21 protein-coding genes are annotated in these 21,380 nt (G+C 66.2%); 11 read left to right on the forward strand and 10 right to left on the reverse strand.

Translation table 11 applies throughout. The features are described 5' to 3' along the window. Positions 1 to 60: 60 nt before the first annotated feature. Positions 61 to 531, reverse strand: a complete 471-nt coding sequence (locus tag EPO55_RS06030; RefSeq protein ID WP_296335619.1) for a sigma-70 family RNA polymerase sigma factor — start codon at positions 529 to 531, stop codon at positions 61 to 63. Positions 532 to 699: 168 nt separating this feature from the next. Between EPO55_RS06030 and EPO55_RS06035 the strand changes: the two genes are divergently transcribed. The 9 genes from EPO55_RS06035 to EPO55_RS06075 all read left to right on the forward strand — a co-directional run bounded on the left by EPO55_RS06035 (position 700) and on the right by EPO55_RS06075 (position 9,499). Continuing rightward, positions 700 to 1,008 carry a hypothetical protein gene (locus tag EPO55_RS06035; RefSeq protein ID WP_296335620.1) on the forward strand — a complete coding sequence of 103 codons (309 nt, stop codon included), beginning with the start codon at positions 700 to 702 and terminating at the stop codon, positions 1,006 to 1,008. A gap of 144 nt (positions 1,009 to 1,152) precedes the next feature. After that, positions 1,153 to 1,953, forward strand: a complete 801-nt coding sequence (locus tag EPO55_RS06040) for a response regulator (RefSeq protein WP_296335621.1) — start codon at positions 1,153 to 1,155, stop codon at positions 1,951 to 1,953. Between the two features lie 14 nt (positions 1,954 to 1,967). Continuing rightward, positions 1,968 to 3,698: a sensor histidine kinase gene (locus tag EPO55_RS06045; protein ID WP_296335622.1), complete on the forward strand. Its 1,731-nt coding sequence runs from the start codon at positions 1,968 to 1,970 to the stop codon at positions 3,696 to 3,698. A gap of 28 nt (positions 3,699 to 3,726) precedes the next feature. Next, a complete protein-coding gene (locus tag EPO55_RS06050) occupies positions 3,727 to 6,249 on the forward strand; it encodes a response regulator (RefSeq protein WP_296335652.1) in 2,523 nt (840 codons plus the stop codon). A 77-nt stretch (positions 6,250 to 6,326) separates the two neighbouring features. Next, positions 6,327 to 6,476 carry a hypothetical protein gene (locus EPO55_RS06055; protein ID WP_296335624.1) on the forward strand — a complete coding sequence of 50 codons (150 nt, stop codon included), beginning with the start codon at positions 6,327 to 6,329 and terminating at the stop codon, positions 6,474 to 6,476. Positions 6,477 to 6,700: 224 nt separating this feature from the next. Then, the gene (locus tag EPO55_RS06060; RefSeq protein WP_296335653.1) at positions 6,701 to 6,907 is read left to right on the forward strand and encodes a CsbD family protein; all 207 of its coding nucleotides are present in this window, start codon (positions 6,701 to 6,703) and stop codon (positions 6,905 to 6,907) included. A gap of 40 nt (positions 6,908 to 6,947) precedes the next feature. Continuing rightward, on the forward strand, positions 6,948 to 7,511 hold the full coding sequence (locus EPO55_RS06065) for a hypothetical protein (protein ID WP_296335627.1): 564 nt from the start codon (positions 6,948 to 6,950) through the stop codon (positions 7,509 to 7,511). 135 nt (positions 7,512 to 7,646) lie between these two features. After that, positions 7,647 to 9,218, forward strand: coding sequence for an ABC transporter substrate-binding protein (locus EPO55_RS06070; protein WP_296335629.1), 1,572 nt, complete (start codon positions 7,647 to 7,649; stop codon positions 9,216 to 9,218). Then, entirely contained in the window at positions 9,218 to 9,499 is a 282-nt protein-coding gene (locus EPO55_RS06075; RefSeq protein ID WP_296335631.1) for a GNAT family N-acetyltransferase, read from the forward strand. Before EPO55_RS06070 ends, EPO55_RS06075 begins: the two co-directional genes overlap by 1 nt. Here EPO55_RS06075 and EPO55_RS06080 read toward each other — a convergent pair. The 3 genes from EPO55_RS06080 to EPO55_RS06090 form a co-directional block, all read right to left on the reverse strand. Then, positions 9,487 to 9,894, reverse strand: coding sequence for a DUF2177 family protein (locus EPO55_RS06080; RefSeq protein WP_296335632.1), 408 nt, complete (start codon positions 9,892 to 9,894; stop codon positions 9,487 to 9,489). The two genes, EPO55_RS06075 and EPO55_RS06080, sit on opposite strands and share 13 nt — an antisense overlap. 34 nt (positions 9,895 to 9,928) lie before the next feature. Beyond that, positions 9,929 to 10,066 (reverse strand): hypothetical protein, encoded by a 138-nt coding sequence (locus tag EPO55_RS06085; RefSeq protein WP_296335633.1) that lies wholly within the window; start codon positions 10,064 to 10,066, stop codon positions 9,929 to 9,931. Positions 10,067 to 10,165: 99 nt separating this feature from the next. After that, on the reverse strand, positions 10,166 to 11,077 hold the full coding sequence (locus tag EPO55_RS06090; RefSeq protein ID WP_296335634.1) for a hypothetical protein: 912 nt from the start codon (positions 11,075 to 11,077) through the stop codon (positions 10,166 to 10,168). A 105-nt stretch (positions 11,078 to 11,182) separates the two neighbouring features. Here EPO55_RS06090 and egtB point away from each other — a divergent pair, with 105 nt between their 5' ends. After that, the gene (gene egtB / locus EPO55_RS06095) at positions 11,183 to 13,357 is read left to right on the forward strand and encodes an ergothioneine biosynthesis protein EgtB (protein WP_296335635.1); all 2,175 of its coding nucleotides are present in this window, start codon (positions 11,183 to 11,185) and stop codon (positions 13,355 to 13,357) included. Between the two features lie 173 nt (positions 13,358 to 13,530). Here egtB and EPO55_RS06100 read toward each other — a convergent pair whose 3' ends face one another. From EPO55_RS06100 to EPO55_RS06120, 5 genes are all read right to left on the reverse strand, one after another. Next, on the reverse strand, positions 13,531 to 13,758 hold the full coding sequence (locus EPO55_RS06100) for a hypothetical protein (RefSeq protein ID WP_296335636.1): 228 nt from the start codon (positions 13,756 to 13,758) through the stop codon (positions 13,531 to 13,533). Then, positions 13,758 to 14,885: an amidohydrolase/deacetylase family metallohydrolase gene (locus EPO55_RS06105; RefSeq protein ID WP_296335637.1), complete on the reverse strand. Its 1,128-nt coding sequence runs from the start codon at positions 14,883 to 14,885 to the stop codon at positions 13,758 to 13,760. Before EPO55_RS06105 ends, EPO55_RS06100 begins: the two co-directional genes overlap by 1 nt. A 306-nt stretch (positions 14,886 to 15,191) precedes the next feature. Next, positions 15,192 to 17,420 carry a xanthine dehydrogenase family protein molybdopterin-binding subunit gene (locus EPO55_RS06110; RefSeq protein ID WP_296335638.1) on the reverse strand — a complete coding sequence of 743 codons (2,229 nt, stop codon included), beginning with the start codon at positions 17,418 to 17,420 and terminating at the stop codon, positions 15,192 to 15,194. 13 nt (positions 17,421 to 17,433) lie between these two features. Then, positions 17,434 to 17,907: a (2Fe-2S)-binding protein gene (locus EPO55_RS06115; RefSeq protein WP_296335639.1), complete on the reverse strand. Its 474-nt coding sequence runs from the start codon at positions 17,905 to 17,907 to the stop codon at positions 17,434 to 17,436. A gap of 33 nt (positions 17,908 to 17,940) precedes the next feature. After that, on the reverse strand, positions 17,941 to 19,113 hold the full coding sequence (locus EPO55_RS06120; RefSeq protein ID WP_363718612.1) for a carboxymuconolactone decarboxylase family protein: 1,173 nt from the start codon (positions 19,111 to 19,113) through the stop codon (positions 17,941 to 17,943). A gap of 111 nt (positions 19,114 to 19,224) precedes the next feature. On the opposite strand from EPO55_RS06120, the gene EPO55_RS06125 reads away from it, so the two are divergent. Continuing rightward, a complete protein-coding gene (locus EPO55_RS06125; RefSeq protein WP_296335641.1) occupies positions 19,225 to 20,118 on the forward strand; it encodes a LysR family transcriptional regulator in 894 nt (297 codons plus the stop codon). Between the two features lie 16 nt (positions 20,119 to 20,134). Here EPO55_RS06125 and EPO55_RS06130 read toward each other — a convergent pair whose 3' ends face one another. Further along, positions 20,135 to 21,367 carry a winged helix-turn-helix domain-containing protein gene (locus EPO55_RS06130; protein WP_296335642.1) on the reverse strand — a complete coding sequence of 411 codons (1,233 nt, stop codon included), beginning with the start codon at positions 21,365 to 21,367 and terminating at the stop codon, positions 20,135 to 20,137. Between the last annotated feature and the right edge of the window lie 13 nt (positions 21,368 to 21,380).

Genomic DNA, 21,380 nt, shown 5'->3' on the forward strand with positions numbered 1-21,380 from the left:
GCCAAAGGTTACATCGTCGATATATTTTTCTAAGTCGTTGAAAATTAGAGATATTTCCGGTCACTCCGTCATGGTCCTGGCCAACTGCTTGCGCGCCCGCGACACCCGGACCTTGAGGGCGCCGACCGTACAGCCGCAAAGACGCGCGGCTTCCTCGTAGGAGAAGCCGCCGGCCCCCACGAGGATGAGGGCTTCGCGAGCCTGTGCACTGAGTTGCCACAGGGCCGACGCCAGTTCCTTCACGGCAAGTGTCGCCTCTGGATTGTCGACTGCGGCGAGTGGTGCCGCCCGATCGGTGTCGACCACCGTGGGGCGGCGGCGCTGGCTGCGCAGATCCGAGTAGAAGCGGTTGCGCATGATGGTGAACATCCAGCCCTTGAGATTGGTCCCCGGCTCGAACTGCTTCTGCTTGTCGAGGGCAGCAAGCACGGTGTTCTGCACGAGATCGTCGGCGGCCTCGCGCTCACGGCACATGAAGCGCGCGAAGGCACGCAGGTCCGGAAGCAGCGCTATGATATCGTCCGTCATCATCGGCCGGGAAATTCCCCTGGAGGCAACGTTCCAGCGAACGCTCTCTGTTCAATGTGGGCAGTCTGGCTCACCACACCAAGGAAAAGGCCCACAGGCAACCCAACGACAACGCTCAACGTTGGTCCGGAACCGGCGAACACACGCCACCCCAACCGAAGGGAACGCGTCGTGAATCGGGATCGGATCGAGGGCGACTGGAAGCAGCTCGTCGGGCGCATCCAGGGGCGCTGCGGCATCGCCAAGGACGAGGCCGAATGCCAGGTGAGCACCCGGGTCGGGCGCATGTGGCGGGCAATCAGACCGGTTTCCGGTGGCGATCCCCCGGGAACCATTCGACTTCTCGCGCGTTGGACCACTGATATCGAGCCAACCTGTTATCGAGGAGAATATGGCATGGGCCGCGCGGCGCTCTTGTGGCTTCTGGGAGTTCCCATTCCCGTCCTTCTCCTGATGTGGGCGCTGGGCTGGCTGCATTAGGCGGTCGTCAAAGGAAGCCATCGACGCGATTTGCAAACGACGTCAAAGTAACGAACCAGCAGCGGGGACCCGTGAGACGCCTCTAGATTGCCAGAAGATTTATATCTTATGGCTCTCGAGACTCGCGGGTAGAGGGAGAGTGACGTGCCAGACGAGTCCGTGACGAAAAAGCTGTCCGAATCGATCACCAGGACGCTGCCGTTTCTACGTCGCTATGCGCGAGCCGTCAGCGGCTCCCAGCAGCGCGGCGACGAGTGGGTCCGCCTCTGCGCCGAGGTGGCCGTGCGCCAGCCGGAGCTGATTGCCAAGGTCGCGGACACCAAACTGAGCGTCTTCAAACTGTTCCACAATCTTCAACAGCCGTTTGGCGGACTCGATCGTACCAGCGCCGGCACGGAAAGTGTCAGTGGCCGGCTCAAGGAGTCCCTGACGGACATGGCGCCCCTGCAGCGCCAGGTGCTTTTGCTGACGGTGTTGGAAGGTTTCACCGTGGGCGACGCCGCGGAAATCCTCGGCATCGACGTCGAGACCGCCGAGCGCAGCCTCGAGGAAGCGCGGCTGGAGTTGCGGCGCGTGGCATCGGTTCGCGTCCTGGTGATAGAGGACGAGGCGATCATTGCCCTGGACGTGGCTGACATCGTTCGCAACGCGGGCCATGAGGTGGTGGGTATCGCGGCGACGGAGAAGGCGGCGGTCGAGCTTGCCCGCAAGCATTCGCCCCACCTCGTGCTGGCGGATATCCAGCTCCGCGGCGCGGACAGCGGCATCTCCGCCGTCAATGAAATCATGCGGGCCATGACCGTACCGGTGATCTTCGTGACCGGCTTTCCCGAGCGGTTGCTGACTGGCAAGCGGGTCGAGCCGGCCTTCGTCATCTCCAAGCCGTTCGATCCCGATCTCCTTCGCGCGGCGATCGCCCAGGCGCTCCACACCGTCTCGATCTGAATCCGGCGCGGCCGATGCTGGCCCGATGGTCGCTGCGCACGAAGCTGGTCACTCTGGTGACCCTGGTGTTTCTGCCGGTGCTCGGCCTTGCAGTTTGGCAAGCCGACAGCGAGCTGGGCGCGGCGGAACGGCAGCGCAGCGAAGCCGTGGCGACGGCGGCGGAACTCGCGGTCTCGCGCCACCGCGTCCTGATCGAAGGTACGCGACGATTGCTCATGGCGGCGTGTTCGGAAGACGACGTGTCGAGAAGCGCCAGTGCAGCGGCCACCCAATCCGACATCACCGGCTGTGAGGTCTATTTTTCACGGATTTTGAAGGCGTTTCCGGGCGAGTACTCCTCGGCACTTGTTACCGACGACAAGGGGATTGCGCGCTGCTCGAGCACCGTGACCGTGATCGGCATGGGATTTTCCGACCGCGAGATATTTCGTCAGGTCCGTGACACCAGGGAGTTCTCCCTCGGAGCCCAGATCGCGAGCCGGATCACGGCCCTCAGCGTCATTCCGGCGGCAATGCCGATCCTGCGCGATGGCGAGTTTGGCGGCATGTGCGCCGTCGGTATCTCGCTCGACAACCTCGCCGACACGGTGCTGGCAGTCCGGTCCGACAGGGGCATCGCGGTGATGCTGGTCGATCGCAGCGGCGCCTCGATCGGCGGCGCGGCCGGGATGGCCCGCGCGCTGCCCGTGGCGACCCGCATCGCCGCGGCGATCGTGGGGGGCCGGACAACCTTCAGGGACTATGGCCAGGACGGCATGCTCTACTCCTTCAGCATCCGGCCCCTGGCGGGGAATGCCATATTCGCCGTCGCTGCGGCGCCGGTAACGGACGAGCTCCTGTCACTGGCGCGCGCAGGAGACGGGCTTGTGCTCGTGATCCTGGCCCTCGTCATGACGCTGGTCGCGGTCTGGTTCGGCGCCGATCGCTGGTGTATCCGTCCGCTGCGTCACATCCGGGACTTTGCCGACAAGGTCGCCCGGGGAGAGCCGGGGGATTTCGGTCCGCGACGTCCCTGGACGCCCGAACTGGCGTCGGTCGGCGAGGGGGTGACGGCGATGGCCGAGGCGATCGCCAGCCGGGAGGCCGAACTGAGGGCCGGTCTGGAACAGCGCGACCACATGCTTCGCGAAATCCACCACAGGGTGAAGAACAACCTGCAGATGATCTCGAGTCTGCTCAATTTGCAGGCCGGCGAAATCCGCTCGCCGCGCATCCGCCGTTTCTTCGGCGATGCCCAGAACCGCGTGCTCACTCTCTCCATCCTGCATCGGCATCTCTATGAAAGGACGAGCTGGTCGCTGGTAGATTTCCAGCGCTTCATCAGCGATCTGGTTCGCCAGATCTCGGTGGCCGGCGCGAGCAGCGGCAGCCCTTCGCCGCCGCGGTTTCACATCCGGGCACCGATCATGGCGGTCGGGCCCGACACGGCCATTCCCGTAGGTCTGATCGTGACCGAGGTGGTGAGCAGCGCCCTCGATCACGATTTCAGCGGCGTCGCCACGCCCGAGATCCGGATCGAGGCAGCCGAAAGCGACGGCCAGGTCACGTTCGTCATCGAGGACAACGGCCTGGACAAGGATATCGGGTCGATCCGGCCAGGTGGCCGGGGCGTTTTCGGCATGACCTTGATCCATGGGCTGGCGATGCAATTGGGCGGCGAAGTGACGATAGCGTCGCGCGACGGTGGCGGAACACGCGTTGTCGTGACCTTCCCGATGGCCGCGGTGCAGTTGGCAGATGCCTAGCGCGTTGCAAACCGCGCGATTGGCCGGCGTGATCGTCGGATTGACGATCGCAGTGGTGATTGCGAGCGGCGTCATGCTGGCCATTACGCATTCCAACTCCGCCGCCCGACAGCAGCGCCTGGTGGTCGGGAACTACGAGACCATGTCGCTGATGCGCGAGACGGTGATCGCGCTGCAGGACGCAGAAATCGGCCAACGGGACTATCTCCTGACCGGCGAACTGGCCAGCCTTGGACCCTACGAACGGGCGCGTCTACGCATCGAGGCCGGCCTTCGTCAGCTCGAGGTTGCCGCGTCCGCCGATCCGGACGCGACGTTGCAGGTCAGGGAGTTCCGCTCCCTCGTCAGCGCAAAGCTCGAGTGGCTCGGCGGCACAGTGGCCGCCTATCAGCTCTACGGCCAGGACGCGGCGCTGGCTCTGGCTCGGACCGGCACGCCCGGTGCGACGCTGGAGCGGATTCGTGGCGTCGGCGACGCGTTCATCGAAGGTCAGCGACTGATGCTCGCCCGCCGGCTCGCGAAGCTGCGCTCGGAGCAGGACAAGGCCGACATCGCGGGCCTGCTGGTCATGGGGGGGGCCTTCGTGTGCCTCGTGGCCGGCATGGTCATCATCGTAAGCGGCGCCGGACGACTGGAACGCGCACAACGCGAACTCGTCTCGCGGTCGAGCCTGCTCAAGACAACGCTGGAAAGTCTGCGGGACCCCATCTTCGTGATCAACGCCGAGGGCGTGGTCGTGGCGTGGAATGACCCGTTCGCGAGGCTCGCGGTATGGGAGCCGGCCAAGAACGGTACTTTGACATGGGATCAGCTGCTTTCTGACAAGTCGCCGGCAACGCGCGCCCTGCTCGAGCCGCTGAAATTCGAAGCGGAGGCGCCGGACCGGTTACTGGTTGCACGCGTTTCGTTCGAGGGCAGGGACTACGATGTCTCACGGAGTGAGATGTCGGGCGGTGGAGCAGTGGTGCGTTGCGTCGACGTCACCGAGAAGCTGCGCGACGAGGCGGCTCTGCGGCAGGGACAGAAAATGGAGGCGACAGGCCAGCTGACGGGTGGCATGGCACACGACTTCAACAATATCCTGCAGGTCGTCCGCGCGAATCTCGACCTCATGAAGGACGATGTCGGTGATCATCCGCAGATCCTGGCGCGCTTGCAGAGCGCCGCGGCGGCGGCGGAACGGGGAGGCCGCCTGACGCAGCAACTCCTGGCCTTTGCCCGGCGACAGCCGTTGGCGCCTCAGCCGACCAGTGTCGCGCGGCTATTGTCGGACCTTGCCGACTTGCTTCAGCATTCGCTCGGCGAGCGCATCACCATCGAGCTGGCGATAGCCGATGACTCGTGGAATGCCAGGATCGATCCTGGCCAGCTCGAGAACGCGATTCTCAATCTTGCGATCAATGCGCGCGACGCCATGCCGGACGGCGGCACGGTGAGGGTCGAGGTATCGAATGTGATGCTCGACCGGAGCTATTCGATATTGCACCCGGATGTGACGCCGGGTTCCTATGTTCTCGTCGCGGTGAGCGACACCGGCACCGGCATGCCGCCGGAAGTCGCGGCCCAGGCATTCGATCCGTTCTTCACGACCAAGCGCGATGGCAAGGGGACCGGGCTCGGCCTCAGTATGGTGTATGGCTTCGTCCGTCAGTCCAACGGCCACATCCGCATAGACAGCGCGATCGGACAGGGCACCAGCGTGAAGCTCTATCTGCCACGCACGCTCGACCCCGTGACCGAGAAGGCGGTGGATCCGGCGGTTGAGCCGACCGGCAAGGAGCGCATTCTGGTTGTCGAGGACCACGACGATGTGCGGCAGGCGGTGGTCGATATGCTCGAAGGCTGGGGCTACCGGATTGCCGCGGCGGAGAACGCCGATGCTGCGGCGGCGCTGCTGAGCGCGGATCCGGAGTTCGATCTCCTGTTCACCGATGTGGTTATGCCTGGAACGCTGCCGGTGATGGAGATGGTGGCGCTGGCGCAACGTCTGCGGCCCGGCATCGCCGTCCTGCTGACATCGGGATACGCCAGGGACCTTATTCCGGAGCCCAGCCGCTCCGGCCACGCAATGATCGCCAAGCCTTATGCCAGCGAAGCGTTGGCCGCAAAGGTACGGGGTGCGTTGGCGGCTCGGCGGATGCCACCTCGGACACAGACCGTGACGCCGCAGGTCAAGGCCGGCGCGACTCCGCCTCGGCGTGTTCTGCTGGTGGAGGATGAAGTCGTCCTTCGCATGTCGGTTTCCGACATGCTGGTTCACCTGGGTTGTTCGGTGGTGGATGTCGGCAGCGCCGAACAGGCCCTCGATCTGCTGGCGCGGGGCGATACCTTTGATCTGCTGCTTACCGACCTTGGCTTGCCGGAAATGAGCGGCGAGGAACTCGCGGCCGAAGTGCGCCGGCGATTTCCCAAGTTGCCGGTGGTTATTGCCAGTGGCTATGCCCGCCCCCAGGGGCAGGCGGAGGGCCACCAGTTCATCAACAAGCCCTATTCCGCGATCGATCTGCAGCAGGCACTCGATCACGCCGCCCAGGCGGCCCCTCCCTCCTGAATTTCGGCGAGGGCGGCGGCAACCGGGATCGCTTTGTGGCGTTTCCTTGGGGAGATTGCATCCCCACGGAGGGCGACATGAGCGTCACGACTCCCCACAGGCATGCAAATGCCGAGGCCAACCATCGGACAGCCAACCGATTGCTGGATGGCGAATTGCTGGACCTATACGCCGCGATCCTGATCGTCGTGCCGGTTGCCATGTTCCTGCGGTCGCTCTGGTCCTAGTGGCGGCCCGAAATCGCCACCTGTGGTTGGCCGCCGGCCGCAACTTCCGGTCGAGGATCCGCGTTGTCTCGACGACTCTTCCGAAGTCACTCACTTCTCAAGAACAGGAGATTCCCATGCGTTCACTTGCAATTCTCGCCGTTTGCGTCGCCGCGGCCGCCTTGCCGATGACAGCTCATGCCCAGGCGACCGGCCAGACGACGACCCAGTCCGATGCCAAGACGATGTGGGAAAAGTTCAAGGGCAGTTGGACGACGACCAAGGGCGCCGTGAAGGAGCAGTGGGGCAAGCTCACCGATGACGACCTGCTGGAAATCGAAGGTCGCCGCGACCAGCTCGTCGGCAAGATCCAGACGCGCTACGGCATTTCTCATGAGGAAGCCGAAGCCCAGGTGAGCACCTGGGAGCAGCGTCGCTATCGTGACATGTGATCGGTGGATCGGGTCTTTCGTCGATCGAAGGAGAATGATTATGGAGCGAGCAACTCGTTTTGCCATGGTCGCCGCGGCGGGCACCCTTGCCCTGGCGCTGATGGCTGCGTCCGTGGTGGCGCAGACCGCGACGGGCCAGTTCCGCGATGAACGGACCGGCAAGGTCTGGACTCCGGAGACCGTGAGCCAGGACAACAAGGCGGGTTCTCCCACGCCGACGTCGGCGCAGGACAAGGCGTTCGATCCCCGGAGCCAGCAGGCCGTCGTCGAGGGCGTCACGGTCCAGAGGCCACGCGGCAACCTGATGGGGGTGCTGCCCGTCACGGCGGGGCCGAGCGTTCCGATCGTCACCCTCGAGGGCGCGTCGCTGCAGGCGGTGCCGGGCGAGCGCTGGCTGACGGTGATCTACATCACCAACAACAGCGCAAACATCATCGAGGCTGTGATCGGCTGCACCTTCACCAATGCCGAACGAAAGGTCGAGGACACGCGGGTAATCATTCCACCGGCGGGCCCGGGTGAACGGTGGGGCGTCCCCGTCTACGGGCCGCGGGTCGATCTGTTCGTTGACCGGGTGACGTGCCGCGTGATGACGCCGGCATAATTTTGTCCACTTGGCGTGTTTCGACGCGCGAAGCGATTGGGGCCGGCCGACTGGGAAAGTCGGCCGGCCCGTTTCCGTTTGTGCCCAAACGTCGTTACGCTGTCTTTTTCTGGCTGGGGTCCGAAGGGGGCGTAAATGCGTAGCAGGGAATTGGGACGGCGGACAGCGTTGACGGCAGGCGCGGCACTGGCGACGACGTCGCTGATCGGAGCGCGCCAGGCGCATGCGGCGAAGTCGCTGACGGTGGTACTCGAGTCCGAGGCAACCATCCTCGATCCGCATGCGACCACTGTGGCCATCACGCGATCGTTCTCGCTTCATGTCTTCGACATGCTGTTTGCCATGAACGAGGCCGGTGAAATCAAGCCGCAGATGGTCGACACTTGGCAAGTCAGCGCCGACAAGCTCACCTGGAGCTTCACCTTGCGCGATGGCCTCAAGTGGCATGACGGCACGCCAGTCACCGCCGAGGATTGCGTGGCCTCGCTCAAGCGCTGGGGCGTCCGCGATGCGCTCGGCAAGATGCTCATGGCTGACACCGCTTCGCTGGAACCGGTCGACGCCAAGACGTTCAAGCTCGTGCTGAAGCAGCCGTTCCCGCTGCTGCTCGACGTCCTCGGAAAGCCGAATGCGCCGCTGCCGGCGATGATGCCGGCGCGCCTGGCTGCCACGCCGGCCGACCAGCGTATCCCCGAACCGATCGGCTCGGGCCCGTTCCGCTTCGTGAAGAGCGAATGGCGGCCGGGCAACGCGATGGTACTGGAGCGCAATCCCGACTACGTGCCGCGCAAGGAGAAGGCCGACTTCCTCGCCGGCGGCAAGAACGTGAAGATCGACCGGCTCGTGTTGCGCGTCATGCCCGACCAGTCCACCGGCGCCAACGCGCTGATGGCGGGCGAGATCGACTACATGCAATACCTGCCGTTCGACATGCTGCCGCTGCTGGAGAAGGATCGGGGTGTGAAGCTGATGGGACTGGGCGGCCTGCATCAGTTCCAGGGCAACTTCCGCCTGAACCATGCGGCCCCGCCTTTCGACAATCCGGCGGTGCGGCGCGTGCTGTGGAAGCTCGCCGACCAGGATGCGACGCTGACGGCGATCGGCGTGCCCGATCGCTTCCGCGCCAAGTCCTGCCCGTCGTTCTGGATGTGCGGCACGCCGCTCAGCACCGACGCAGGCTCGGCCGGCGCCAAGGTGGATCTGGCGGCCGCCCGCGCCGAACTGAAGGCGTCGGGCTACAAGGGCGAACCTGTGATCATCCTCCAGGTCGCGGGCTCGATCAGCCAGACTGCGGCCCGCGTGCTCGCCCAGAACATGCGCGACGTTGGCTTCACCGTCGAGGAGCAGCCGCGCGACTGGCCGACCATTCTGGCTCGGCGGGCCAAGAAGGAGGGCTGGTCGATGTTCCCGGTCTACTCCAACGGTACCGACATGTTCTCACCGCTCACACACTTCTATGTCGCCGCGACCTGCAACGATTTTCCCGGCTGGTCGTGCGACGAGCGCATTCCCAAGCTTCTCAAGGCCTTCACCGCGGCCGCCACGCTCGAGGACCGCAAGCGGATCGCAGCCGAGATCCAGGTCATCGCCTACGAGCTCGTGCCGTCGGTGATGTGGGGCCAGTTCAGCATCGCCTCGGGCTACCGAAGCGACCTCAAGGGCATGATCCAGTCGTCGTACCCGATGTTCTGGGAAGTCGATCGTTGATGGGGACAGTGAGGCACAACGAAGCGCGGAGTCGCTACGAGCTCGACACCGAGCATGGCCTCGCGATCGCGGTCTACAGCAGACTGGGCGACCGGCTGGTCTTCAGCCACACCGAGGTGCCGCCGGAGAGCGAGGGCAAGGGGATCGGCTCACAGCTCGTCCGCTTCGCGCTCGACGACGCCCGCAAGCGTGGCTTCAAGATCGTGCCGGCCTGCAGCTTCGTGGCCGCCTTTGTGCGTCGTCCCCCTGAATATGACGACGCGCGTCCTCAGGGGGCCTGAAGGGACCGTACGACGAGAAACGCCGCGAGGGTCGCGGCCGCTGTTGCGACCGCGCCCCAGACGAGGTCGACCAGGCTCACCGCCATGGGCCAGCCGCGCAGGGTCGCAAGGTTGGTGATGTCGTAGGCGGCATAGACGCAGAAACCGAACAGCGCGCCATAGAGTACGGCGGCGGTCCAGGTGCCGGCGGCCACCGCAGGCGGCATGGCGAACACCGCAATGCCGGCGGCGTGGATCAGATAGAAGAGGATCGCGACCGACCACAGCGGTCGGTCGAGCAGGAGCTGTCCAAGGCGGGCCTTGTAGAACTCGCGGCTGACCAAGCCCAGCCAAAGGGCGTCGAGAACCGCCAACGCCGCGAGGGCGACGAGATAGCCGACAACAAGTGATTTCATCGGCAGCACTGTAGCCCGGCCACGGCACCGGCGCCTATATTCGTGAAAAGACCACGAACCAGGCGAGCCCAAGTGCGAGGACGGCGGCCGCGGTGGAGATCAGCAGGATGCGGATGATGCGGCCGCTGATGACGCCGCCGCGTGCTTCGACCGGTGTGAGCTCGCGTTCCATGACGACTCCAATTCTTTTCCGGCATGTCTGCCCAGTTAACGCGCCGGAACCTGCCGGGTTGCCGGTTCGTGGGCCTCGTCCGGTGGAACTTTTAGGCGATCAGGCGCGCGCGCCCTCAAAGTGGGCCCGCAGCCGTTCGCGCGCGGCATTGCCGGCGTCACGATCCCAGCAATTGATGATCGCGACGCGAAAACCGCCGGGCGGCATGGCGTGGCGATCCGGCGCGATGGCTTCGTGAAAGGTGATCTGCAAGCTCGATACGCCGGGCAGGCTGGCGATTTCTCGCTGCAGGGCGGCTGGCGGATGGCGATAGTGCGGTCCATGCGGAGCGAACAGCACGACGCTGTAACCGGCGCGCCGCTGCGAGTCGTCGAAGCGCCACTCGCCCGCGGCATAGAGACGGACCAGCGCTTCGACCCATCCCTCGCCGTAGAGATCGGGCCACTGGTCGGCGAAGCGCAGGTGGACCTCGATGATGCGCCCGCCGATGGTCTCGAGATTGACCATGCCGGTGTAGCCCGCGAGATGGCGGCGGCACCAGGCGCCGCACCATTCCTCGACCGCCGGCCGGGCGCCGGCGTGGACTTCCCAATGGTCGAACGTGCCGTCGCCGCTCGCCAGGCCGCTGGCATGGCGCCACCAGCGCGGCTCGCCGTCGACGATGGCGATGTCGCTGCTGATGTGATCGCCCTCGAGCAGGGTCGACCACATGTGGCCGGGCCGGTAGGCGGCGGCATAGTCGGCCGCGGAGCGCAACACGCGGCTGCCGACGCCCATGCCCTTGAGATTGTAGATCGGCTTGGAGAACACCGGATAGCCGGCGGGTGCCACGCCGTGCGGTGCCGCGTCGAGGCCCTGGCTCGCCGCCACCGCGAGCTTGTCGTAGACCCAGCGGTGCCGCGGATTCCAGGTCCAGGCGTCGCTGTCCTCAGTCGGAATGAAAATGTCGTCGGGACACGCCGCACTCTCGAAATATTGAGTGCGCCACGGGTCGATTTCGCAAATCGGCACTTGCGTCCCTCTGGTGGACAAGCGGAGGCTGTCGACAGTGAGTGCGCGACGGGTGCATTGCAACCGGCTATCGTCGACGGGCGTTGCGTGCGGTGCGGAGGTGTCGTGTCGAACAAGGTAACGCAAGCCGTCCGGTCCGGGGCTCTCGAGTCCGTTGCGCGCTTCCTGGCCGTTCGCGGCCGGACCGAGCAGCTGGCGGCACCGCTGTCGGCCGAGGATCAGACCGTGCAGTCGATGCCGGATGCCAGCCCGACCAAATGGCATCTCGCACACACCACGTGGTTCTTCGAGACCTTCGTGCTGCGGCCCCATGCGCCGGGCTATCGGATCTTCGATCCGGCCTACGAGTATCTCTTCAACTCCTACTACGAAGCCGTCGGCCCGCGTCATCCGCGCCCGCAGCGTGGCCTGATCTCGCGCCCCGCCGTCGAGGAGATCATGGTCTATCGCCGCCACGTCTCCGACGCCATGGCCGCACTGCTCGAGCGCGGCGCCGGCAACGTGGCTGCGCTGGTCGAGCTCGGCCTGCATCATGAGCAGCAGCATCAGGAGCTGATCCTGATGGATGCCAAGCACATGCTGTCGCTCAATCCGCTGCGACCGGCCTACCGGCCGGCGCCGCACGCCGTGGTGGCCGATGCCGCACCGATCGCCTGGGTTCGCTTCGAGGGCGGGCTGGTCGAAATCGGGCATGACGGCCCCGGAACGCAGGGGGGCTTCGCCTTCGACAACGAAGGCCCGCGCCATCGCGTCTGGCTGGATCCGTTTGCCCTCGCGTCGCGCCCGACCAATGGCGCCGAGTATCTTGCCTTCATCGAGGACGGTGGCTACCGCCGCGCCGAGCTTTGGCTGTCAGCCGGTTGGGACTGCGTCAGACAGCAGGGCTGGGAAGCGCCGCTCTACTGGGAGAAGAAGAACGGGCGCTGGCATGTCTTCACGCTGTCGGGCCTGCGCGCGCTGCAGCCGTCCGAGCCGGTGTGCCACGTCAGCACCTACGAGGCCGCGGCCTTCGCCAAGTGGGCGGGCAAGCGCCTGCCGCGCGAAGCCGAGTGGGAGACGGGCGCTCTTGCCGTGCAGGGTGTCGGCGAGGTCTGGGAATGGACGGCCAGTCCCTATGTCGCCTATCCCGGCTATCGCGAGCCGCCGGGTGCGATCGGCGAATACAACGGCAAGTTCATGGCCAGCCAGATGGTCCTGCGCGGCGGTTGCGTCGCGACTCCGGCGGACCATATACGCACGACCTATCGCAACTTCTTCCCCCCCCGATGCGCGATGGATGTTCGGTGGCATTCGCCTGGCGGAGGATCTGCGATGAACGTTTCCCTGGTTGCCCCGGATCGCGTCGAGGCCGGTGACCGCGAGGAATTCCGCGATGCCGTCGTGGCCGGTCTCACGCGCTCGCCGCGCGCCATCCCGGCCAAATTCCTCTACGATGCGCGCGGCTCCGAGCTGTTCGATGCGATCTGCGAGCTGCCGGAATATTACCTCACGCGTACCGAGACCGGCATCCTGACTGACTGTGCCGCGGAGCTGGCGCGGCTGGCCGGACCGGGTTGCGCCCTGGTCGAGTTCGGCAGCGGCTCCAGCGTCAAGACGCGGCTGCTGCTCGATGCCATGCCCGATCTCGCGGCCTATGTGCCGATCGACATCTCGCGCCAGCATCTCGACGCCACGACGGAACGGCTGCGCCGCGACTATCCGCGGCTCAGGGTCGAGCCAGTGTGCGCCGACTACATGGCGTTGGACACATTGCCAATCGATTTGAACGACGCGCCGCGTCTCGGCTTCTTTCCCGGCTCCACCATCGGCAACCTCCAGCCCCACGAGGCGACGGCTTTCCTGCGCCGCACCCGTGCCCTGCTGGGTGATCGTGGTGCCCTGGTGCTGGGAGTCGACCTCAAGAAGGATCCGCAGCACCTGCACGATGCCTACAACGACTCCGCCGGCGTCACCGCCGCCTTCACGCTCAACCTGCTGCGCCGCATGAACCGCGAGCTCGGCGCCAGCTTCGACCTCTCTGCGTTCATCCACGAGGCCTTCTACGATCCGGTCGAGGGCCGCATCGAAATCTACTTCCGCAGCCTCGCCGCGCAGTCGGTCACGGTCGCCGGCCGTACCTTCGCCTTCGCCGAGGGCGAGCGGGTCCATACCGAATATTCCTACAAGTATGACGACGCCGGCATCGCGGCGCTGGCGCACAGCGCCGGCTTCACGATCGACCGGACCTGGACAGATCCGGCGCGTCTGTTCGCCGTCATCTACCTGGAAGCGGCTTCCTGAAACAGGCGACCCGCCCCCGGGTTGCCCCGGGGACGGGTCAATATGGTCGAGCGGGGAGGGTTAGCGTCGCTGAGCGGGGGAGCAGGGGCGACGCCGGATAGGCCCGGCCATGCTCCTTCAACGACTCGCCGGCTGTGGAGGTTGCGGCCCCCAAAAGCAAAAATCGCACTCCTCTAAATGCCTGATTTCACGGCCTCAATAGCCGCCAACCGGAGGCTGATCTCCTTGTGCAGGACATCGTCGCGGATGCGCGGCAGCATTTTCCGGATCGAATCGGCGTCCATCTGGTCGATGTCCTTCAGGAACGCCGCGATCTCGGCCCTGGTGGCGAAGCCCATGTAGGCGTCGTCGGCCTCGTGGGCGAGGCAGGCCGGAGAACTCGATTCCTTCGGCTCGTTCATCACACCGGATGCCACCAGCGGCCCGCCAGCACCACGCCGGCCGAGAGCAGCCGCTTGTCCCCGATCATGCGCTCGCCGATCGAGTCGGCATAGTCGAACTTGCCGCTCGCGATATCGATCACGGTGGCCTCGCCGATGCTGCCGACTTTCAGCGTGCCGAGATCGGGCCGCTTGATCGCCGCCGCGGCGTTCGAGGTCGCGAGTTTGATCACTGTCGGCAGGTCGACGCCGAGGCAGAGGAACTTCGACATGGTGGTCAGGAGATCGAATGCCGGGCCCTCGATCGAGATCACATGCACGTCCGAGGAGATCACGTCGGGCAGGAAGCCGGCCGCCAGCATCTTGGTGGTTGTGCCGAAACCGAACGAGCCGCCGCCATGGCCGATGTCGAAGATCACGCCGCGCTTGCGCGCCGCCAAAATCTCCTCGCGCACGCGGCCGTCGGCACGGACCGGCGCATTCGGGAAAGGGCGGAAGCAGTGGGTGAGGATGTCGCCCGGACGCAGCCGGCTCACCACCTCATGGCGCGCGGGCGGCGGCGCGTCGAGATGCGCCATCAGCGGCAGGCCCGTCTCCTCGGCGACGTCGAGGGCGATGTCGAGCGGCATGATGCCCGAATCGCCGCTCGCCGATTTGCCGACGCGCACTTTTATGCCCAGCACGAGATCCTTGTTCTCCAGCGCCACGCGCACCGCCTCGCGCGGATCGAGCAGGCGCATGTCGGCGCTCTCGCCCACCATCACGGTCTTCGAGAAGGCGAAGATGCCGGGGAAGGAGACATTGAGGAAAGGCAGGATGCGGACGGGCGAGGGCTCGATCACATGTTTGCGGAAACCATGGAAGTTGCCGGGACCGGCGCTGCCGGCATCGATCGAGGTGGTGACGCCGCCGGTCCGCGCCAGCAGCTCGGCTTCTACGCCGAGCGACGTGCCGCCCCAGTAGACGTGGGTGTGCAGGTCGATCAGGCCGGGGGAGACGATCTTGCCCGCGACGTCGCGCGTGTCCTTGGCCGAGAGATTGTCGCCGATCGCCGAGACCTTGCCGCCTGAGAAGGCGATGTCGGTCATCTTGTCGAGCCCCTGCGAGGGATCGACGACCCGCCCACCCTTCAGAACCAGATCGTTCATTTCAACTTCCTCTGCTGACACGCATTCCCGCGAGAGTCAGTGGGACACGGGTCTACGTCGTTTGCCGCGTTACGCGCACTCTGCCAACCGGTTGATTTCGCAGGGGAATGTATAGTCGTCCGAGCAGGGGACGTGGGACACCAAACGAGCTGCTTAAAGTCGTTTCCCCGCCAGCAAAGGGTGGCGCCAGAAGCTCGAGCGGGATGCGCGCGGTTGGTGGCGGAATTTCATGCCTTCTAGTTACTAGGAAATAGGTCTAATGTCAACCTATCAAATCCTACTCTTGGTTTTATCCAAGGTGCCGACTCACGCCAGATTGAAGGGCAGCTGGCGCAGCGGCTTGCCGGTCAGGCGCGCAATGGCGTTGGCGAACGCCGGCGCCAGCGGCGGCAGGCCGGGCTCGCCCATGCCGGTGGGCGGCGCGGCGCTGGGCACGATGTGGACCTCGAAAGCCGGCATGTCGGTGATACGGGCCACGGTGTAGTCGGCAAAGTTGCTCTGCTCGACCACGCCGTCCTTCAGCGTGATGGCGGCACCCGACAGGCACATCGACAGGCCCATGACCGCCGCACCCTGCACCTGGGCCTCCACGCTGCGCGGGTTGACCACGAGATTGCAGTGCACGCCGGCGGTTACGCGATGCAGTACCGGTTGGCCGTCCTTAACCGAGGCTTCCACCACGTAGGCCACGACGCTTTGGAAGGACTCGTGCACCGCCACGCCCCACGCGCGGCCGGTGGGCAAGCGCTGCTTGCCATAGCCACTTTTGTCGATCGCGACCTGCAGCGCCGCGCGGTGGCGCGGGTGCTTGTCGCCGAACAGCCCCAACCGGTAGGCCACCGGGTCCTGGTTCACGGAGCGCGCGATCTCGTCGATCAGGGTCTCCATCACGAAGGCGGTATGCGTGGAACCGACGCTGCGCCACCACAGCACCGGCACGTTGAGCACGGGGTGATGCACGGTAAGCCGCATCGGCACCGCGTAGGGTCCACGCATGCCCTCGGTCGCCGTGGCGTCGATGCCGTTCTTCACCTGGAATTCGCCGAACACCGTGCCTGTGGTGATGGACTGGCCGACGATGACATGGTCCCAGGCCAGCACCTTGCCACGCTCGTCGAAGCCGATGCGCGCGCGGTGCAGGTGCATGGGCCGGTAGTAGCCACCCTTCATGTCGTCCTCGCGGCTCCACAGCGTGCGCACCGGCACGCCGAGGCCGGCGGCACGCGCGGCCTTGGCGATCTCGCAGGCCTCGACCACGAAGTCGCTCGTGGCTGCGAAACGCCGGCCAAAGCCACCGCCCGCCATCTGCACATGCACCTTCACCTGTCCGGGCTCGAGGCCCAGAACGCGCGCGACCGCGGCGGCGTCCAGGCCGGGGCACTGCGAGCCGGTCCATACCTCGGCGTGCCCGTCGGCGAGGGCAACAGTGCAGTTTAGTGGCTCCATCGCCGCGTGAGCCAGATAGGGGAAGACGAACTCCGCCTCCAGTCGCCGGGGCGCGGTCGTCAGCGGTGCCATGTCGGCGTCGAACTTGCGCGAGCCAGGACGTTCGGCCAGCGCGCGGTACTGGGCCAGTTGCTTTTCGCTGTCGACCTTCTCCACGGCCGACGTGTCCCACTGCAGCTTCAGCGCCTCGCGGCCCTGAAGCGCCGGCCAATAGCCGTCGGCCACCACGGCCACGCCTTCGGCGCCGCGATCGAGCGGCACGCGCAGCACGGCTTTCACGCCTTTGATGGCGCGCGCCGCGCTATCGTCGACTGAGGCGAGACGGGCACCGAAGACCGTCGGACGGGCCACCACGGCCGTGAGCTGCCCGGGCAGGCGAACGTCGATGCCGAAGTCCTGGCGTCCGCTGCTCTTGGCGCGCGCGTCGAGGCGCGCGTTCGGGCGGCCGATGATGCGGAAGTCCTTCGGATCCTTCAGCGTTACCTTCTCCGGCACCGGCAGGGCCATCGCGGCCTCGGCGAGCTCGCCGTACGCCAGTTTGCGGCCGTCCGGACCTAGTACCGTGCCGGCCTCCGTGCGCAGGCTCGTCACATCGACCTTCCAGCGCGCCGCGGCGGCGGCCAGCAGCATGGCGCGGGCGCGTGCGCCGAGCTCGCGGTACTGCGTAAAACTGTTCTTGATCGAATTCGAACCGCCGGTGAGGTGAATGCCGAACAGCGGGTCGACGTAGGCGGGGTCGTTCGAACCGTGCCGGCTGCGCACGAGGCTCCAGTCCGCGTCGAGTTCCTCGGCCAGGATCATCGGCAAGCCCGTCTGCACGCCCTGGCCGAACTCCAGCCGGTTAATGGCCACTGTGACCTCGCCATTGGGCGCGATCTGCACGAAGGCCGAGGGCTGTTGCGTCGGCTTGAGAGCGCCAGGGGACTGGGCCGTGGCGAGGTGCGGAAAGGCGCCGAGCGCAAGGCCGCCGGCACCGGCCAGCTTCAGGAAGCTGCGGCGCGCCAGCGGCACGGCGTCGTCGGTTCGGCCCCGGGCCAACAGATGCTGTAGGGCGCGCGGCAATTCGAGGCGGTCAAGATCGGGCAACATGGCGGTGGCTCCTTCAGGCGAGGGCGCGGGCGGCATCGGCGACGGCGGCGCGGATGCGGGCGTAGGTGCCGCAGCGGCAGATGTTGCCATCCATGGCCGCGTCGATCTCGGCGGCCGTCGGCTGCTTGCCGCGAGGCAGCGACTTCAGGAAGGCGGTCGCACTCATGATCTGGCCGCTCTGGCAGTAGCCGCACTGCGCCACATCGTGCTTGAGCCATGCCGCATGCACCGCCGCACCGACCGTGTCGGCACCATCAGTCGTCGCTTCGATCGTGGTGATCTTCCTGCCCTCGGCGGCGGAGAGAGGCGTGACGCAGGAGCGGATGGCCTCGCCGTCGAGATGGACGGTGCAGGCGCCACACTGCGCGGCGCCGCAACCGAACTTGGTGCCGGTCATGCCCAGCGTGTCGCGCAGGACCCAAAGGATGGGAGTGCCGGGGTCGGTGTCGACCGTGTGGTCACGGCCATTGACGTTGAGCGCGCTCATGGTGGGTCAACTCTCCGTAGGTTGGCGTGTGGATCAACGCGGGACGCGTCGGTACTGTTCTGTGGTGACCTGCTCCATCCAGTCGACGCTCTTGCCGTCGAGTGCTTCGGCGATTGCGACGTGGCTCATTGCCGAGGTGGCCGTGGCGCCGTGCCAGTGGCGCGTCCGCGGTGGGATGAAGACGACGTCGCCGGTGCGGATCTCCTCGACCGGACCGCCCTCGAGCTGTACCCAGCCGGTGCCCGAGGTGACGATCAGGGTCTGGCCCAGCGGATGGGTGTGCCAGGCGGTGCGGGCACCCGGCTGGAAGGTAACGGTGCCGCCGCCGACGCGCGCCGGATCGCTGCGTTGAAAGCGCTGGTCGACCGACACGGAGCCGATGAAATTGTCCGACGAGCCTTTGGTGGCCGGCTGCGAGCCTTGGCGCAGGATTTCTAGGATCATGCTTCCTTTGAGGGGGTTGCGCGCCTCGAACACCTTCTTCGCCACCGGCACCGCAGACACCGCGCGCGGCCAGCCGGCATAGAAAGCCAGGTGAGTGATCGTCTCCGAGATCTCGGTCCGGGTGAGGTCGTTGGTCATGCCCCGGTCGAGATGGAACAGGAGCTGGTCGACCTGGCCCGCTGCAATCAGGGCCGTGATAGTCACCAGGCTGCGGTCGCGCGGCGCGAGGTCGGGCCGCCGCCACAGGTCGCCGAACAGCACGTCGTTGGTATAGCGGGCGAGTGCCGGCGCCGTACCGCCCATCTGGGCTTCGACGGCGGCCGAGCGCGGTACTTCACTGGCCTGATCGACGGGCAGAAGCTCGGTCGACCCCATCGCAAGCTTGTCCGTCGCGATGCCGCGCTTGGCGAAGACTTCCTTCGCGACTCCAATGGCCGACACCGCGCGCGGCCAGCCGGCATAGAAGGCAAGGTGGGTGATGACGGCGGCGATCTCGGCCGGCTTCACGCCGTTGTCGAGCGCGCGGTTGAAGTGCCCCGTCATCTGCTGGGTGTGGCCGCCGGCGATGAGCGCGGCGACGGTGACCAGGCTGCGATCGCGCAGCGCCAACTCCGTGCGCTTCCAGACGTCGCCGAACAACACCTCGTCGGTGTAGGTCGCGAGCGGTGGCGTGATCGCCTGCATGTTGGGCGGCGCCACCCGGGTCGGAGTGCGTTGCTGAGCCTCGGCCGCTGCGGCGACCGCACAGATGGCGAGTGTCATGCCAAACAGCCTCATCGGTCCTCTCGGCGGTCTCATCCACTCAACATAGGTCGTGCTTCGCCTAGCGATTAGCTGCTAAGAAGTGCATGGACTTATATCTGGAATTCATGAATGAGACGCGAGGAACTTGCCGATCTCAACGCCTTCGCAGCCGTCGCCGAGGAGCGCAGTTTTACGCGGGCCGCGGCGCAGCTCGGGACTTCCCAGTCGGCGCTGAGCTTCACCGTCCGCAGGCTCGAGGAGCGGCTTGGCGTCCGGCTGCTGAGCCGAACCACGCGCAGCGTTGCGCCCACCCAGGCCGGTGAACGGCTGCTTCGCACGCTCGGTCCGGCGCTCGACAGTATCGGCGCCGAGCTGGCCTCCTTGAGCGAGCTTCGGGAAAAGCCCGCCGGCACCATCCGGATCACGACGGGCGAGCACGCGGCCGAAACGATCCTCTGGCCGGCGCTGGCGACGCTGCTGCCGCGTTTTCCCGACATCAAGGTAGAGCTGGTTCTCGACTACGGCCTGACCGACATCGTTGCGGAGCGTTTCGACGCGGGCGTTCGTCTCGGCGAACAGGTGGCCAAGGATATGATCGCGGTGCCGATCGGCCCGAACGTCCGCCTGGTCGTCGTCGGGGCGCCGTCGTACTTCGCGAAACGGCCGAGGCCCAGGAAGCCGCAGGATCTTACCGCACACGACTGCATCAATATCCGATTCCCCACCCATGGCGGACTCTTTGCCTGGGAATTCGAGAAACGCGGGCGTGAGCTGAAGGTACGGGTTGAAGGTCCGCTGGTGTGCAACAGCCTCGCGCTCCGACTACACGCGGTCGTGGCTGGATTGGGCCTGACGTACCTGCCGGAGGATCAGGTGCAGACTCATCTCGCCGACGGACGGCTCATCCAGGTGCTCGACGACTGGTGCCCATCCTTTTCGGGATATCACCTCTACTATCCCAGCCGCCGCCAGCTCACACCGGCCTTTGCCATGCTGGCGGATGCGCTGCGCTACCGCAGGTGATCAGGCGCGCAGAGTCTCAGCGTCGCCGCGTTTGAGCGCTCATCGCCTTGCCGAGCGCCCCGGTGCGCGGCAACGACACGCCCTCGAGGCCCAACCAGTCGGCCATCAGGCGCAGCTCCTCGCGAAGAGGTCCGGCGACCTTCGCCGCGTCATTGCCCGGTTCGAGATGGGCGGCATGGGCGAGCAGGCGTGAGTTGGCGCGGTCGGCCTTGAGATCGACGCGTGCCACCAATTTGTCGTCGAGCAGGAAGGGCAGCACGTAGTAGCCGTGCGTGCGCTTGGCCACCGGCGTGTAGATTTCGATGCGATAGAAGAAGTCGAAGATCCGCTCGGTGCGGTCGCGCTCCCAGATCAGCGGATCGAACGGCGCCAGCAGCGCGCGCGCCTCGATCCTGCGCGGCTGGCGCGCGTTGGGATCGAGGTAGGCCGGATGGCTCCAGCCCTCGACGGCCACCGGCAGCAGGTCGCCGGCCTCGACCAGCTCGGCCAGTCGCGCCTTGAAGTCGTCGACCGGGAGGCGGAAATAGTCGCGCAGGTCGCGCGCGGTGGCGACGCCCAGTGCGCGCGAGGCAATGCGCACCAGTTCGCGCTGCGCCTCGGCCGGCTCCGGTGTCGGCAGCGCCCGCACGGCGGCCGGCAGCACGCGCTCGGTGAGGTCGTAGACGCGCTCGAAGGCGCCGCGCCGCGTGGCCGTCGTCACCTCGCCGGCGAAGAACAGCCACTCCATGGCGTACTTGGCGTCGCTCCAGCCCCACCACGGCCCTGTCTTGGACGTGCCCGCCTCGAGGTCGGAGGCGGCGAGGGGACCGCGGCTGACGAGTTGGCGCCGTACCTCATCGATGAAGGCGCCCTTCTCGCGGCGGAAGACGTGCAGCTTGCCCTTGATGTCGCCGGCGTGGGCCGCCGCCGCGCGTGCCATGCGCCAGCGCCACAGCGGATGGCTGGCGACCGGCAGCAGCGAGGCCTCGTGCGCCCAGAACTCGAACAGACCGCGCTGGCTCTTGCGTCCCCAGGCGAGGCGATCGAGATGGTCCGAGTCGTAGTTTCCCAGCCGCGAGAACAGGGGCAGATAGTGCGCGCGGGCCAGCACGTTGACCGAATCGATCTGCAGCAGGCCCAGGCGATCGATGGCGCGTTTGACATGGCCGGCGTTGGTGGCGCCATCGGGGCGGGGGACGCCGAAGCCTTGCGCCGCCAAGGCGATGCGACGGGCGGCCGACGCCGAGACGGTTTCACGTTTGCGGGACACACGCCACGCTAAC

It is taken from the genome of Reyranella sp., assembly GCF_004296935.1.
In the GTDB taxonomy this organism is placed as follows: Bacteria; Pseudomonadota; Alphaproteobacteria; order Reyranellales; family Reyranellaceae; genus Reyranella.